The 14,449-nt window shown below is 59.4% G+C and carries 14 protein-coding genes; 9 read left to right on the top strand and 5 right to left on the bottom strand.

Translation table 11 applies throughout. The features are described from left to right. Nucleotides 1–2 precede the first annotated feature (2 nt). The 3 genes from AB4N43_RS23715 (at nucleotide 3) to AB4N43_RS23725 (ending at nucleotide 3,601) form a co-directional block, all read left to right on the top strand. Nucleotides 3–1,163: an ABC transporter ATP-binding protein gene (locus tag AB4N43_RS23715; protein ID WP_460152001.1), complete on the top strand. Its 1,161-nt coding sequence runs from the start codon at nucleotides 3–5 to the stop codon at nucleotides 1,161–1,163. A 123-nt stretch (nucleotides 1,164–1,286) separates the two neighbouring features. Next, a complete protein-coding gene (locus tag AB4N43_RS23720; RefSeq protein ID WP_059182500.1) occupies nucleotides 1,287–2,633 on the top strand; it encodes a carbohydrate porin in 1,347 nt (448 codons plus the stop codon). A 113-nt stretch (nucleotides 2,634–2,746) separates the two neighbouring features. Further along, the gene (locus tag AB4N43_RS23725; RefSeq protein WP_027923856.1) at nucleotides 2,747–3,601 is read left to right on the top strand and encodes a D-hexose-6-phosphate mutarotase; all 855 of its coding nucleotides are present in this window, start codon (nucleotides 2,747–2,749) and stop codon (nucleotides 3,599–3,601) included. 79 nt (nucleotides 3,602–3,680) lie between these two features. On the opposite strand, the gene AB4N43_RS23730 is transcribed toward AB4N43_RS23725, so the two are convergent. Beyond that, complete coding sequence (locus AB4N43_RS23730) at nucleotides 3,681–4,541, bottom strand: MurR/RpiR family transcriptional regulator (protein ID WP_172825977.1); 861 nt, start codon at nucleotides 4,539–4,541, stop codon at nucleotides 3,681–3,683. A 226-nt stretch (nucleotides 4,542–4,767) separates the two neighbouring features. Between AB4N43_RS23730 and zwf the strand changes: the two genes are divergently transcribed. The 4 genes from zwf (at nucleotide 4,768) to AB4N43_RS23750 (ending at nucleotide 8,559) form a co-directional block, all read left to right on the top strand. Next, nucleotides 4,768–6,237, top strand: coding sequence for a glucose-6-phosphate dehydrogenase (zwf, locus tag AB4N43_RS23735; RefSeq protein WP_027923857.1), 1,470 nt, complete (start codon nucleotides 4,768–4,770; stop codon nucleotides 6,235–6,237). After that, nucleotides 6,224–6,937, top strand: a complete 714-nt coding sequence (gene pgl, locus AB4N43_RS23740; protein ID WP_027923858.1) for a 6-phosphogluconolactonase — start codon at nucleotides 6,224–6,226, stop codon at nucleotides 6,935–6,937. Before zwf ends, pgl begins: the two co-directional genes overlap by 14 nt. A 17-nt stretch (nucleotides 6,938–6,954) precedes the next feature. After that, nucleotides 6,955–7,620 carry a bifunctional 4-hydroxy-2-oxoglutarate aldolase/2-dehydro-3-deoxy-phosphogluconate aldolase gene (locus tag AB4N43_RS23745; RefSeq protein WP_007949453.1) on the top strand — a complete coding sequence of 222 codons (666 nt, stop codon included), beginning with the start codon at nucleotides 6,955–6,957 and terminating at the stop codon, nucleotides 7,618–7,620. Nucleotides 7,621–7,833: 213 nt separating this feature from the next. Beyond that, complete coding sequence (locus AB4N43_RS23750; protein WP_027923859.1) at nucleotides 7,834–8,559, top strand: intradiol ring-cleavage dioxygenase; 726 nt, start codon at nucleotides 7,834–7,836, stop codon at nucleotides 8,557–8,559. Between the two features lie 2 nt (nucleotides 8,560–8,561). On the opposite strand, the gene AB4N43_RS23755 is transcribed toward AB4N43_RS23750, so the two are convergent. Further along, nucleotides 8,562–9,743: an aminotransferase class V-fold PLP-dependent enzyme gene (locus AB4N43_RS23755; protein WP_027923860.1), complete on the bottom strand. Its 1,182-nt coding sequence runs from the start codon at nucleotides 9,741–9,743 to the stop codon at nucleotides 8,562–8,564. A gap of 18 nt (nucleotides 9,744–9,761) precedes the next feature. Next, a complete protein-coding gene (locus AB4N43_RS23760; protein WP_092278897.1) occupies nucleotides 9,762–9,998 on the bottom strand; it encodes a DUF3820 family protein in 237 nt (78 codons plus the stop codon). Nucleotides 9,999–10,202: 204 nt separating this feature from the next. Between AB4N43_RS23760 and AB4N43_RS23765 the strand changes: the two genes are divergently transcribed. Next, nucleotides 10,203–10,670 carry a ferritin-like domain-containing protein gene (locus AB4N43_RS23765; protein WP_027923861.1) on the top strand — a complete coding sequence of 156 codons (468 nt, stop codon included), beginning with the start codon at nucleotides 10,203–10,205 and terminating at the stop codon, nucleotides 10,668–10,670. A gap of 57 nt (nucleotides 10,671–10,727) precedes the next feature. Here the strand turns inward: AB4N43_RS23765 and AB4N43_RS23770 are convergent, their stop codons facing one another. Both AB4N43_RS23770 and AB4N43_RS23775 read right to left on the bottom strand, forming a co-directional pair. Next, the gene (locus tag AB4N43_RS23770) at nucleotides 10,728–11,198 is read right to left on the bottom strand and encodes a MaoC family dehydratase (RefSeq protein ID WP_027923862.1); all 471 of its coding nucleotides are present in this window, start codon (nucleotides 11,196–11,198) and stop codon (nucleotides 10,728–10,730) included. A 42-nt stretch (nucleotides 11,199–11,240) separates the two neighbouring features. Continuing rightward, nucleotides 11,241–12,185, bottom strand: a complete 945-nt coding sequence (locus AB4N43_RS23775; protein ID WP_460152002.1) for an alpha/beta hydrolase — start codon at nucleotides 12,183–12,185, stop codon at nucleotides 11,241–11,243. A 245-nt stretch (nucleotides 12,186–12,430) separates the two neighbouring features. Between AB4N43_RS23775 and fadD2 the strand changes: the two genes are divergently transcribed. Beyond that, nucleotides 12,431–14,119, top strand: a complete 1,689-nt coding sequence (gene fadD2 / locus AB4N43_RS23780) for a long-chain-fatty-acid--CoA ligase FadD2 (protein WP_059182271.1) — start codon at nucleotides 12,431–12,433, stop codon at nucleotides 14,117–14,119. Nucleotides 14,120–14,449 lie beyond the last annotated feature (330 nt).

Here is a 14,449-nt window from a genome sequence, read left to right on the forward strand (position 1 = left end):
TCATGGCTACGCTCGAACTTCGCAATGTAAACAAGACCTATGGCCCCGGCTTGCCGGACACCCTCAAGGACATTCATTTGTCGATCAAGGACGGTGAGTTCCTGATCCTGGTCGGACCTTCGGGTTGCGGCAAATCGACTCTGATGAATTGCATCGCCGGCCTGGAAACCATCACCGGCGGTGCGATCATGATCGATGACCAGGACGTCAGCGGCATGAGCCCGAAAGACCGCGACATCGCCATGGTGTTCCAGTCCTACGCGCTGTACCCGACCATGAGCGTGCGCGAGAACATCGCCTTCGGCTTGAAGATTCGCAAAATGCCCGCCGCCGATATCGAAACGGAAGTGGCGCGGGTGTCCAAGCTGTTGCAGATCGAACACTTGCTCAACCGCAAGCCCGGCCAGCTCTCCGGTGGTCAGCAACAGCGCGTGGCCATGGGCCGTGCCCTGGCGCGTCGGCCGAAGATTTACCTGTTCGACGAACCGCTGTCCAACCTCGACGCCAAGCTGCGGGTCGAGATGCGCACCGAAATGAAACTGATGCATCAGCGCCTGAAAACCACCACGGTCTACGTGACCCACGACCAGATCGAAGCGATGACCCTGGGCGACAAAGTGGCGGTCATGAAGGACGGAATCATTCAGCAGTTCGGCACGCCGAAAGACATCTACAACAACCCGGCCAACCTGTTTGTGGCGAGCTTCATCGGTTCACCACCGATGAACTTCATCCCCCTGCGCTTGCAGCGCAAGGACGGTCGTCTCTACGCGCTGCTCGACAGCGGCCAGGCCCGTTGTGAATTGCCGCTGGGCATGCAGGACGCCGGTCTCGAAGACCGCGAAGTGATCCTCGGCATGCGCCCTGAGCAGATCGTGCTGTCGAACGGCGAGCCGAACGGTTTGCCGACCATCCGCGCGGAAGTCCAGGTCACCGAACCGACCGGTCCCGACACCCTGGTGTTCGTCAATCTGAATGAAACCAAAGTCTGCTGCCGTCTGGCACCCGATGTTGCACCGGCCCCGGGCGAAACCCTGACCCTGCAATTCGATCCGTCGAAAGTGTTGCTGTTCGATGCCAAGACCGGGGAGCGGTTGGGTGTGGCTGGCGAACCAAAAGCCGAGGCGCACAGCGCCAACGTGGCCCAATTCAAAGGCCGATGAAGAACAAAATGTGGGGGCGCGCTCGCTCCCACAGGGGGATATGCGGTGAGCGGCCTGTCGCTCTTCGCGCCTGATGTAACCGCGTTAGAACACAGTTAATAACAATAAAACGAGGATGTAGGGATGAAGAAGAACAACAACGCTCAGCTTATCTGCCAGTTGTCAGCAGTTGCAGCCATGATGCTGGCCGGTAGTGTGCACGCGGCTGACGCGTTCAGCGCTGACTCCGAATGGATGACCGGTGATTGGGGTGGCGAGCGGACCAAGCTGATCGAGCAAGGCATCGACATCAAGATGGATTACGTCGGTGAAGTCGGCGGCAACCTCCACGGTGGCTACAACAACGACAAAACCGCGCGTTACGCGGACCAGTTCGGCCTGGGGGCGGCGCTGGACCTGGAAAAACTGTTTGGTTGGGATAACACCCAGGCCAAGATCCAGCTCACCAACCGTAACGGAGAGAACATCTCCAACGACCGCGTAGGCGATCCGCGTGCCGGCACCTTGAGTTCCTCGCAGGAAGTCTACGGCCGTGGCCACATGGTTCGTCTGACCCAGTTGTGGATCAAGCACCAGTTCCTCGACGGCAAACTGGACGTCAAGGCCGGTTACTTCGGCGAAGGCGAAGACTTCAACACCTTCCCGTGCGAGTTCCAGAACCTGGCGTTCTGCGGTTCCCAGGTGGGTAACTGGGCCACCAACATCTGGTACAACTGGCCAGTCATGCAGGCAGCGGTCCGCGTGAAGTACAACATCTCGCCTGAGTTCTATGCGCAGATCGGCGCGTACAACCAGAACCCGTCGCAACTTGAGCACGGTAACGGCTTCAAGCTCAGCGGCAGCGGCACCGCCGGTACCGTGTTACCGGTCGAACTGGTCTGGTTGCCTAACCCTAACAACCTGCCGGGCGAATACCGTGTCGGTTACTACAAAAGCACCGCTGAGGCCAATGACGTTCTCAAGGACGACAACGGCAATGATGCGGCCACCAGCGGCAACGCCTACCGCAGCCACAGCAGCAAACACGGCTACTGGTTCGTTGCACAGCAACAACTCACCAGCCACAACGGTGACAAGACCCGCGGTCTGAACATTGCGGCCAACGCCACGTTCCACGACAAGGACACCAACTTCGTCGACAACTACCAGTCGCTGATGTTTGTGTACAAGGGCCCGTTCGACGCGCGTCCTAAAGATGACATGGGTATCGGTTTCGCCCGCACCCACGTCAACGATGACGTGAAGAAAAACGCCGAGCTGGTGAACGCGGCGAACAATGTCACTGATTACGAGAACCCACTGTTCTCGCCACTGCGGACCACCGAGTACAACTACGAAATCAACTACGGCTTCCACGTTACCAACTGGCTGACCGTGCGTCCTAACCTGCAATACATCACTCACCCGGGCGGTGTTGATGAAGTCGATAACGCACTGGTGGCCGGCCTGAAAATTCAGTCGGTGTTCTAACGCTGTTGCGATAAGCTCCTCTCTATGTGCGCATATTTGCGGACAGCCCAGGCTGTCCGCTTTTTTTTGGGGTGGCGCGCCCCGGCAACAGATGATTTTCAGGACCGTGGCACATGCATGAGCATCCGCTACAACGCTTCTTCAAATCCTTGCGCGAACGTCCGGTGTTTGCGTGGGAGCGCTATCAGAAGCGCGACGTGTTGGTGATCGATCATCCGCTGTGTCAGGCGGTGTTCAGTCGCCAGGGCGCGCAGTTGCTGCATTTCCAGCCTGCGGGTCAAAAGCCCTGGCTCTGGTGCGCGGCGAAGTGGCCGCAGGTCGGTGCGATTCGTGGTGGCGTGCCTGTGTGCTGGCCTTGGTATGGCCGTCATCCAAGCGAAAACGCTTGGCCTTCCCATGGTTGGGCACGGCTGATCGACTGGAAGCTGCTCGACAGCAGCCACGATGACGATGGTGTGCGATTGCACTGGCAACTGCAGTTGTGTGACTGGCAGGTGGACCTGCACGCCCATTTGGGCGAACGCATGGATTTGCGCCTGAGCACCGAGCATCAAGACACCTTGCCGTGCCAATTGAGTCAGGCGTTGCACGCTTACTGGCGTATTGGTGACGTGGGTGAGGTAGCGCTGTCTGGGCTCGAGGGCGCGCAGGGGTATGATCACTTGAATCGCCAGGTTTGCCAGCAGGAGGGGGAGTTGCGGGTCGATGGCGGTTGCCAGCGCGTGTTCCAGCACGACGGCGAGTTGCAGCTCAAGGACCACGCTTGGCAACGTGAATTGTGCATCGATACCGGTGACCATTCGGACACGGTGGTCTGGCATCCCGGCTCGCGGCCATTGCTGGGGGTGAGCTGGAATGAGATTTCAGAATTCGTGTGTGTGGAAGCGGCGAGTGGCGGCGCCCATCGCCTGAGCCTGGCGCCAGGAGAGAGGGCGCATTTGAGTTTGCAGGCGCGGGTTGGCGTTTAGCTCAAGATTGCGGTGGTGCGGCTGGCCTCATCGCGAGCTTGCTCGCGATGAGGCCCTGTCAGGCTGCGGAGATGCCAGGTTAGTTGAACTCATCCCCAACCGGATACCGGCTCGCATTCAGGCTTTCTTTGATCTTGCGCAAATGCGGCTGGAAATCCACCCCGCGACGCAGCGTCATGCCGGTCGCCAGCACGTCCAGCACGGTCAGCTGGATGATGCGTGAAGTCATCGGCATGTAGATGTCGGTGTCTTCCGGCAGTGGAATATTCAGGCTCAGCGTACTGGCCTTGGCCAACGGCGAACCCTCGGCGGTCAGGCCCAGCACCGACGCACCGTTCTCACGGGCGATGCGCGCCACTTCCACCAGTTCGCGGGTGCGGCCGGTGTAGGAAATGATCACGAACAATTCGCCGGTGTGCGCCACCGACGCAATCATGCGTTGCATCAGTACGTCGGCGTGGGCGGTGACGGCCAGGTTGAAGCGGAAGAACTTGTGCTGCGCGTCCAGCGCCACCGGGGCCGAGGCGCCGAGGCCGAAGAAGTGGATCTGCCGGGCCTGGATCAACAGGTCGACGGCGCGGCTGATCAGGTTCGGGTCCAACGCCTGCAGGGCACTGTCCAGTGAGGCGATGGCGCTGCCGAAAATCTTCTTTGTATAGGCTTCAGGGTTGTCATCGGCCTCGACCGCGCGGCTGACATACGCCGCGCCACTGGCCAGGCTTTGGGCCAACTGAAGTTTGAGTTCCGGGTAGCCGCTGACGCCGAACGAGCGGCAGAAGCGGTTGACGGTCGGCTCGCTGACCTTGGAGGCCTGGGCGAGCGCAGCGATGCTGAACCGGGTGGCCTGCTCTGGGTTGAGCAGGATCACTTCGGCGACTTTACGTTCCGCCTTGTTCAGGTCTTCAAGGCGATTCTGGATCTGTTCCAGTAAATTTCGCACGCGGTCCATATGTGTTCCTTGGGTCAGCTGCGCAAATTAGAGTTCGGCTATGCCAAAAGGGCCTTGGATGCGGCCCCAAACGGTGGCCTATCCTACTGATGGCTCCGACCGGCTACCACTCGGATTCTGTATTTTGCGAAAATGTTGTGGTTATTACTACATTTTCTCTTGAGCGATGCCTTAAAAAAAGGTATTTGTAGCTTAACTTGATAAAAGAACAAACATCATGCCTTCGATTACGGTTGAACCGTGCACCTTTGCCTTGTTCGGCGCCCTCGGCGACCTGGCTTTGCGCAAGCTGTTTCCTGCCCTCTATCAACTCGATGGCGCAGGCCTTCTGCACGAGGATACGCGCATTATCGCGCTGGCCCGCGAGCCCGGCACCGAGCAGCAGCACCTGGCATTCATCGGCGCCGAACTGCGTCGTTATGTGGGCGCCAAAGAGCTGGACGAAGCCGTGGTCGAGCGCTTTCTGGCGCGGCTGACCTACCTGCACGTGGACTTCCTCAAGGCTGACGATTACATCGCCCTGGCCGATATGGCCGGCAGCGCCCAGCGTGTGATTGCCTACTTTGCCACGCCGGCCGCTGTGTACGGCGCGATTTGCGAGAACCTGGCCAAAGTCGGCCTCGCGGAAAACACCCGCGTGGTGCTGGAAAAACCGATCGGCTCGGACCTGGAATCCTCGCGCAAGGTCAACGACGCGGTGGCGCAGTTTTTCCCGGAAAACCGCACCTATCGCATCGACCACTACCTGGGCAAAGAGACGGTTCAAAACCTCATTGCCCTGCGTTTCGCCAACAGCCTGTTCGAAACCCAGTGGAACCAGAACTACATCTCCCACGTGGAAATCACCGTGGCCGAGAAGGTCGGGATCGAAGGCCGCTGGGGTTACTTCGACAAGGCCGGGCAGCTGCGGGACATGATCCAGAATCACCTGCTGCAACTGCTCTGCCTGATCGCCATGGACCCACCGGCCGACCTGTCCGCCGACAGCATCCGCGACGAGAAAGTCAAAGTCCTCAAGGCACTTGCGCCGATCAGCCCGGAAGGCCTGACCACTCAGGTGGTGCGCGGTCAATACATCGCCGGCTACAGCGAAGGCAAGCCGGTGCCGGGTTACCTGGAAGAGCCCAATTCGAACACCCAGAGCGACACCGAAACCTTCGTCGCCTTGCGTGCCGATATCCGCAACTGGCGTTGGGCCGGCGTACCGTTTTACCTGCGCACCGGCAAGCGCATGCCGCAGAAACTGTCGCAGATCGTCATTCACTTCAAGGAACCGTCGCACTACATCTTCGCCCCCGAGCAGCGCCTGCAAATCAGCAACAAGCTGATTATCCGCCTGCAACCGGACGAAGGCATTTCCTTGCGCGTGATGACCAAAGAACAAGGCCTGGACAAGGGCATGCAGCTGCGCAGCGGTCCGTTGCAGCTGAATTTTTCCGACACCTATCGCAGCGCGCGGATTCCCGATGCCTACGAGCGGTTGTTGCTGGAAGTGATGCGCGGCAATCAGAACCTGTTTGTCCGTAAAGATGAAATCGAAGCCGCGTGGAAGTGGTGTGACCAGTTGATCGCCGGGTGGAAAAAATCCGGTGATGCGCCCAAGCCTTACGCGGCCGGGTCCTGGGGACCGATGAGCTCCATTGCTCTGATCACGCGGGACGGGAGGTCGTGGTATGGCGATATCTGATTTGAAACTGCCTCAGGGCGTCAGCGCCCATGAGTTCAAGAGCCCGGTGCTGTTGGCACAAGCGCTGGCACTGTCGGTGGCCAAGCAACTGAGCGAAGCGATCGAGGCCCAGGGCACCGCCACGCTGGTGGTGTCTGGCGGTCGCAGTCCGGTGGCGTTTTTCCAGCACCTGGCCAAGCAGGCACTGGACTGGTCGAACGTGGTGGTCAGCCTGGCTGACGAGCGTTGGGTGCCGGTGGAACATGCCGACAGCAATGCCGGTCTGCTCAAGCGTTATCTGTTGCAAGGCCCGGCGGCCAAGGCTCAGTTCCTGAGTCTGTACAGCGCCAGCGCCAACCTGGAACAGGCGGCCGAGCAGGCCGACCGTTTGTTGTCCGAACTGCCGGTAATCGACGTGCTGGTGCTGGGCATGGGCGACGACGGCCACACCGCCTCGTTGTTCCCGAACAGCCCGAACCTGGCCGACGCCTTGAAAGTCGACGGCACACGTCGCTGCTACCCGATGCTGGCGCCGACCGTGCCGCATCAGCGCCTGACCATGAGCCGTGCGCTGCTGGCCTCGGCCAAACACAAAGTGCTATCGATTTCCGGTCAATCCAAGCTGACCACCCTGAGTGCCGCATTGGCCGTCGACGATGTCGCCGCCATGCCGATTCGCGCGTTTTTGCAACCTACGTTAGAGATTTACTGGTGCCCATGAGCCAAGGAACAGCCGCTATGACAACCCCATCCCCGACCGTATCCATGGCGGACAAAGTTGCCCTGATCGACAGCCTCTGCGCCAAGGCGCGGATTCTGCCGGTGATCACCATCGCTCGCGAGCAGGACGTGCTGCCACTGGCCGACGCCCTGGCCGCCGGTGGCCTGACCGCCCTGGAAGTGACCCTGCGTTCGCAGTTCGGCCTCAAGGCCATCCAGATCCTGCGCGAACAGCGTCCGGAACTGATGACCGGTGCCGGCACCGTGCTCGATCGCCACATGCTCGCCGCCGCCGAAGCGGCCGGTTCGCAGTTCATCGTCACACCGGGCATCACCCGTGATTTGCTTGAAGCCAGCGTCAACAGCCCGATCCCGCTGTTGCCGGGGATCAGCAACGCCTCCGGCATCATGGAAGGCTATGGCCTGGGCTATCGCCGCTTCAAGCTGTTCCCGGCGGAAGTCAGCGGCGGCGTCGCGGCCATCAAGGCCCTCGGCGGTCCATTCGGCGAAGTGAAATTCTGCCCGACTGGTGGCGTCGGCCCGGCCAACATCAAGAGCTACATGGCGTTGAAAAACGTGATGTGCGTGGGCGGTAGCTGGATGCTTGATCCGGAGTGGATCAAGAACGGCGACTGGGCCCGCATTCAGGAATGCACCGCCGAGGCCTTGGCGCTGCTGGACTGATCCGCTTTACCTGACACTTCGTTGTGTGTTCTACGGCTTTACGGTGCGCTTGGTCGGTGCACCGTTTTTTTTGCCCGCAAAAAACTGGCCATCGAAATTCCTTATAGCGGCCTTCGGCAGTTGCTACAGGTCTTCCTCGAGCGATACATAGTTACCGCACCTCACCACTCGCCCGACGTTAATCTGCACGCTTCTTATGGAAGAGAGAACGTCATGGACGACAACACCTCAGTTGCACCCGCATCACCGGTTTACCTGCTATCTCCTGAGCAGATCCCCGGCCCGTATTTCCGCAATCCGAAACTGATCCGGCGCAACATCAGCGAAGGCGCCGATGGTGTTCCCCTGGTGCTGCGCCTGCAAATCGTTGATGCCATGACCGGGCAACCTGTCACCGGCGCGCTGGTCGATATCTGGCATTGCAATGCGCGAGGGTTTTATTCGGGCTGGAGCAGGATTGATCCAGACAAGGAAGTGGACAACGGTGACATCGGCTCGGTCCCGCGCACCGACGACGACACCTACCTGCGAGGCGGGCAGTTCACCGACAGGCAAGGCGTCGTGCGGTTTACCACGGTCTATCCGGGGTTCTACGCCGGCCGTGCGCTGCACATTCACGTCGCCGTGCGCATCACCGCCGGCAACAATTACCTGGAAGAACGGCATGTCGCCTGGGTCGGCCAGTTGTACTTGCCCGAGGTGGCGTCGCGCTCGGTCCTCAATTCACGTGAGTACAGCGGTCGCAAGTCCTTGGCGCTGACCAACGATGAAGACGTTTACTACAAGCACCACAGCGGCGAAGCGTCGACCTTGAACGTGCACACCCTCAGCCGGGATTCGAATGAAGATGGCTTCTTCGGCGCCACGACCATTGGCATCGACACCTTCGCGGTGTCATCGCACATCAAGCCCGAGGATTTCGACAAGTACACCGTATGACCTCAGCGCAGTTCGCTCAGCGCCCGGGCCAGCAGTTGCATGTGTACGGCGGTGGTGGTCAGGCCCGGGGTGATGCGAATGCACGGACCACTCGCGGCACCGCTGCGCATGACGGTAAACAGGTTGTAGTCGTTGAGCAGTCGCTCGACCATCGGTTGTTGATCGGCTTGTCGGGTGAAACGCATCGACGTGATGCCGCAATACAAGCGAGGATCATCCGGCGTCATCACTTCGATCCCCGGGAGTTCGCGCACTTCGCGCACCCACAGATTGCGCAAGTAGTTGAGCCGGGCACTTTTGGCGGCGGACCCGCCCATGGCCTGATGTTCTTCGAACACCAGCGGCAAGGTCAGCAGCGCCGGAATATTGGGTGTGCTGTACGGCGTGCGTGCTCGAATATCGGTGACCGGGAAATGCACCTCGCCCATGTCCGGGTCGATATCGGCCAGGCGCTCGGGCGCGATGTAGATGAAGCCCAGGGTCAGCGGCGCACCGATCCATTTGTGCAGGTTGAAGCCGGCGAACGAGACACCGAGTTCATCGAGCTTGAAGTCAATCTGCCCCAGTGCGTGGGCGCCATCGAGGATCACATCGACGCCGTGTTCCTTGGCGGCGGCGGCAATCGCCTGCACCGGCATCACCAGGCCGGTGCGGTGGGTGACGTGAGTCAGGGCCATCAGTTTGAGTTTGGGATAACGCGCAAAAGCGTCGCGGTAGCTGGCCAGCAAACTGTCGAAACTGGCGGGGTGGGCGTGATTGATTTCGATCACCTCGACCCCGCGATTGCGCGCCAGCCAACGCATCGCGCCTTTGACGGTGTCGTATTCCAGATCGCTGAACAGCACTTGATCGCCCGGTTGCAGGCGGTTGTAGTTGCGGATCAACGATTGCATGCCGTCCGAAGCGTTGCGGGTCAGGGCGACGGCTTCGGCGGGCACGTCCACCAACTCGGCCAGTTGCGCGCGGATCTGCAGGATTTCACCCTGTTCGAAGCGCTGGCGGACATACACCGAGTTGCTGCGATTGATGAGCTCGATGTTGCGCTGGTATTCCTCGACCACCGTTCGCGACATGCGCCCGAAGTAACCGTTTTCCAGGTTGATCGGGCCGGGTTCGACGGCGTAGCGATCGGCAAAGGTCTTCCAGAAGGATTCATCACGGGCGCGGCGGGTGTTATCGGGCATGGGCTACTCGGGTCAGGATCAATGGCGGGGCGCAGGTTTGCCGTGTTTGGCGCGCAGGGGGTCTAGCAGTTCCGACAAGCCGTTGTGGTCGATTTCCTGCATCAAGGCCAGCAAGCCACCGAGTTCGCCATGGGGAAATCCTTCCCGGGCAAACCAGTTCAGGTACTGGCCGGGCAGGTCGGCAATGATCCGGCCCTTGTATTTGCCGAAGGGCATTTCGCGAGTGATCAGCAGTTCGAGTTTTTCAGGGTTCATCAGTGGGTCGTCTTGATTCTATGCGTCTGGAAAATACAGGCATTCTGCATGCAGGCCAATTGACAGATCATGCAAAAAAAACGGATACAGATTTTGCTGTTTTATATAACTGATTGAAAAATAACGAATAAATAATCGGTCAGAAGCTGGCATGCAGGGTGCAACAGTCATTGCATCTTTCATCAACCCGCAAGGAATTGAAAAATGACCGACATGAATAAAGAAGCCATCTCTGTACTCAACGACCTGATTGAAACCAGCAAAGACGGTCAGGAAGGGTTCAAGACTTGCGCTGAAGACATCAAGCACCCAGAACTCAAAACGCTGTTCGTTCAGCGTTCTGCCGATTGCGCCACCGCCGCTGCTGAATTGCAATCAGCCGTGCGTTCGATGGGGGGTGATCCGGAAACTTCTACCAGTGTCAGCGGCGACTTGCACCGTCGTTGGGTCGACGTGAAGTCGATGTTCACCGGCAAAGACGAAGAAGCCGTTCTGAACGAAGCCGAACGCGGTGAAGACCACGCGCTGAAGGCTTACCGCGAAGCCATGGAGAAAATCAACAAACACAACCTGGTGGGTATTCGTGATCTGGTTGAACGTCAGTACCACGGCGTGCAACGTAATCATGACCAGGTGAAAGCCCTGCGTAACCAGGCTCGCGCACGCTCGTAAGCGTTCGTTGCCTGCCAAAAAACGCCAGCCAGTCTGGCGTTTTTTATGCCTGGTCGATTAGCCGATGCTGATCGCCGGCAATGTCGGCAACGTCACGGTCTGCTGCTTGCGCGGTGCCAGGATCTCGGCTTCGCCGTCGACCACCAACTCATCGTTCTGGTTGAACACGCGAGTGGCAATGCGTACACGAAACTTCGGTAGTTTCTCGAGGATTTCCAGGCGTACGGTCAGGGTGTCGCCGATTTTCACCGGTTTCTGAAAGCTCATCTGCTGGCCAATATAGATCGTCCCCGGCCCAGGCAGCTCGCACGCCACGGCGGCGCTGATCAGCGCGCCACTGAACATGCCATGGGCGATGCGCTCCTTGAACATGGTGCCTGCCGCGAATTCGGCGTCCAGGTGCACCGGGTTGTGATCGCCGGACATTGCAGCGAACAACTGAATGTCGCGCTCCTCGACCTTTTTGCTGTAGCTGGCGGTCTGGCCGACTTCGAGGGCTTCGTAAGGGGTGTTGGTAACCTGGGTCATCTGTCTCGATTCCTGTGACGAATAAATGAATCCACAAAAAAACTATTCCGACCGGGGTGGCCGGCGGTGGCTGAGGGCCTGGGCAATCCACTGCAACACGTCGTTGATCACTTCCTCGCGGTTGCTCTCATTGAACAGTTCATGCCGCGCCTGCGGGTAAATCGTCAGGTGCAGGTTCTGGCTGCCTGCCGCACGCAAGGCGTCAGCCAGATCTTTCAGACGTTTGCCTTCGCTCACCGGATCACATTCGCCGCCAATCACCAGCAGCGGCAGGCCCGGATCGATCTGGGCGAGATTGGACGCTTTGCTGATTTGCTGCAACCCACCGAGCAAATCGATCCACAGCTGGTTGGTGCAACGGAAGCCGCAGAGCGGGTCGTTGGCGTACATATCCACTTCTGCCGGGTCGCGACTGAGCCAGTCGAAACGGGTGCGCGCCGGTTTGAATTGTTTGTTGAACGAACCGAAGGACAGCCATTCAATCAGCGCACTACGGCCCTTGGGCCCCTGGCGCAACTTCTCCAGGCGGGCGATCTGCCGCGCCGCGCGATAGAGCGCCACGGGCTGGAAGTTCGAGCCGCTAAGCACCGCGCCGTGCAGGCTGGCGCTGTGATGCAGCAGATAAGCCTGGGCGATGTAGCTGCCCATGCTGTGACCGAGCAACACAATGGGCACGCCAGGATGATGCTGGCCGATGTGTTGGTTGAGGCTGGCGAGGTCGCCGACGACTTTGCACCAGCCATCGTCATCGGCGAAATGGCCCAGCGTGCCGTTTTCGGCAGTTTTGCCATGTCCACGCAGATCCGGTGCATACACGCCGTAGCCTTGCTCGCAGAATTTTTCCGCCAGCCGGGCGTAGCGAGCGCTGTGTTCGGCCATGCCATGGGCCAGCAGGATCACGGCTTTTAACGGCGAGGCGGGCAGCCACTGGTTGACGAAGAGGCGGCTGTGGTCACTCGCGGTCAGCCAGAATGTGTCGTGGATCATGGCGATTCCTTTGCATGGGGCTGCATGTGGCATGGGCGTGGTTGCATTGTATAGCGCATCCCGCGCTTGCCGTCTGATCAGGCCGCGCCACGGCAGGAAGATTCACGCGGTCAATGACGGCGTTGGCTGTATTTGCCTGAATCGCCATAACTGCTAGTGTCCGTGGAGCCCCGCCTTTCGCTTCAGGTTTTTTAGAAGTGACAGAAAAGCGGCCCGGATAGGCTCAGGTAAAGAGGACAAGAACAATGCAACCTGATTTCTGGAATGACAAACGCCCGGCCGGCGTGCCCCTGGACATCGATCTTGGGGCCTATAAGTCGGTGATTGAGGTGTTCGAGCGTTCCTGCAAGAAATTTGCTGATCGCCCGGCCTTCAGCAACATGGGCGTGACCCTGACCTACGCCGAACTGGAACGCCAGAGCCTGGCCTTCGCCGCGTACCTGCAAGCCCACACCGACCTGGTGCCGGGGGATCGCATCGCGGTGCAGATGCCTAACGTCCTGCATTACCCGATTGCCGTGTTCGGTGCCTTGCGCGCCGGGCTGATCGTGGTCAACACCAACCCGTTGTACACCGCGCGGGAGATGCGTCATCAGTTCAAGGATTCCGGCGCGCGGGCGCTGGTGTACCTGAACATGTTCGGGCAGAAGGTCCAGGAAGTGCTGCCCGACACTGACATCCAGTACCTGATCGAAGCGCGAATGGGCGACCTGATGCCTGCCGCCAAGGGCTGGCTGGTCAATACCATGGTCAGCAAGGTCAAGAAAATGGTCCCGGCGTATTCGTTGCCGCAGGCCATTTCGTTCAAGAACGCGCTGCACATGGGACGTGGCCTGGGGATCAAGCCGCTGAAAGTCAGCCTCGGCGACATCGCCGTGCTGCAATACACCGGCGGCACCACCGGTTTGGCCAAGGGCGCAATGCTGAGCCACGGCAACCTGGTGGCGAACATGCAACAGGCGCGGGCATGCCTTGGGCAGTTCGGCGCTGACGGTCAACCGCTGCTGCGCGAAGGGCAGGAGGTGATGATCGCGCCGCTGCCGCTGTACCACATCTATGCTTTCACGGCGAATTGCATGTGCATGATGGTGACCGGCAACCACAACGTGCTGATCACCAATCCGCGCGACATTGGCGGCTTCATCAAGGAGCTGAAGAACTGGCGGTTCTCGGCGTTGCTGGGGCTCAACACGCTGTTCGTTGCCTTGATGGATCACCCGGACTTCAAGACCCTGGATTTCTCCAGCCTCAAGCTGACCAACTCCGGCGGCACGGCGCTGGTCAAGGCCACCGCCGAGCGTTGGGAGCAGATGACCGGTTGCCGCATCACCGAAGGTTACGGCCTGACCGAAACGTCGCCAGTGGCCTGTACCAACCCGTACGGCGATCAATCGCGGATCGGCACGGTCGGCCTGCCGGTGCCGGGCACCACGCTCAAAGTGATCAACGATGACGGCGTCGAGCAGCCATTGGGCGAGCGCGGCGAACTGTGCATCAAGGGCCCGCAGATCATGAAGGGCTACTGGCAGAAACCGGAAGCCACCGCCGAAGTGCTGGATGCCGAGGGCTGGTTCAAGTCCGGCGACATTGCGGTAATCGACCCGGACGGTTTTGTGCGCATCGTCGATCGCAAGAAAGACATGATCATCGTCTCGGGTTTCAACGTGTACCCGAACGAGATTGAAGACGTGGTGATGGCTCACCCGAGAGTCGCCAACTGTGCGGTCATCGGTGTGCCGGACGAGCGTTCGGGGGAGGCGGTGAAGTTGTTTGTAGTGGCCCGTGAAGCGGGGGTCAGCCTTGAAGAGCTGAAGGCGTACTGCAAGGAAAACTTCACGGCGTACAAAGTGCCCAAGCACATCGTGTTGCGTGAGTCGTTGCCGATGACACCGGTCGGGAAGATTCTGCGGCGGGAGTTGCGCGATATCGCTTAATTATTGAATGGCCGCGCTTTGCGCGGATCGCGGGCGAGCCACGCTCCCACAAGATCATCGCTGATCCTTGTAGGAGCATGGCTTGCCCGCGATGCTTTTAGGGGCTGGAAAGCTCCTGTTTTCGGGGCTTCAAAGGCTTTATAGGTTTTTTGCTCTAAAATGACTGCCGGTTATTCTTGAGTCACAATTGTGACCATAGAGGCCGCTTTTGGCTCTGGTCGACCCTTGGCAAAGCTGCTACTCTCGGCGCGCTTTGTGACTTCTCGGCCTAGTAAAAAGCCAGACTCACCGATAAAACACACACCAATAATAATCGCATCAAATGCGGTG

The organism is Pseudomonas sp. S2_B07 (assembly GCF_054668435.1).

What these genes read in the sequence shown, in the direction of transcription:
- AB4N43_RS23715 (WP_460152001.1), top strand. Translation starts at nt 3, where the DNA reads ATGGCTACGCTCGAACTTCGCAATGTAAACAAGACCTATGGCCCCGGC.
- AB4N43_RS23720 (WP_059182500.1), top strand. Translation starts at nt 1,287, where the DNA reads ATGAAGAAGAACAACAACGCTCAGCTTATCTGCCAGTTGTCAGCAGTT.
- AB4N43_RS23725 (WP_027923856.1), top strand. Translation starts at nt 2,747, where the DNA reads ATGCATGAGCATCCGCTACAACGCTTCTTCAAATCCTTGCGCGAACGT.
- zwf (WP_027923857.1), top strand. Translation starts at nt 4,768, where the DNA reads ATGCCTTCGATTACGGTTGAACCGTGCACCTTTGCCTTGTTCGGCGCC.
- pgl (WP_027923858.1), top strand. Translation starts at nt 6,224, where the DNA reads ATGGCGATATCTGATTTGAAACTGCCTCAGGGCGTCAGCGCCCATGAG.
- AB4N43_RS23745 (WP_007949453.1), top strand. Translation starts at nt 6,955, where the DNA reads ATGACAACCCCATCCCCGACCGTATCCATGGCGGACAAAGTTGCCCTG.
- AB4N43_RS23750 (WP_027923859.1), top strand. Translation starts at nt 7,834, where the DNA reads ATGGACGACAACACCTCAGTTGCACCCGCATCACCGGTTTACCTGCTA.
- AB4N43_RS23755 (WP_027923860.1), bottom strand. Translation starts at nt 9,743, where the DNA reads ATGCCCGATAACACCCGCCGCGCCCGTGATGAATCCTTCTGGAAGACC.
- AB4N43_RS23760 (WP_092278897.1), bottom strand. Translation starts at nt 9,998, where the DNA reads ATGAACCCTGAAAAACTCGAACTGCTGATCACTCGCGAAATGCCCTTC.
- AB4N43_RS23765 (WP_027923861.1), top strand. Translation starts at nt 10,203, where the DNA reads ATGACCGACATGAATAAAGAAGCCATCTCTGTACTCAACGACCTGATT.
- AB4N43_RS23770 (WP_027923862.1), bottom strand. Translation starts at nt 11,198, where the DNA reads ATGACCCAGGTTACCAACACCCCTTACGAAGCCCTCGAAGTCGGCCAG.
- AB4N43_RS23775 (WP_460152002.1), bottom strand. Translation starts at nt 12,185, where the DNA reads ATGATCCACGACACATTCTGGCTGACCGCGAGTGACCACAGCCGCCTC.
- fadD2 (WP_059182271.1), top strand. Translation starts at nt 12,431, where the DNA reads ATGCAACCTGATTTCTGGAATGACAAACGCCCGGCCGGCGTGCCCCTG.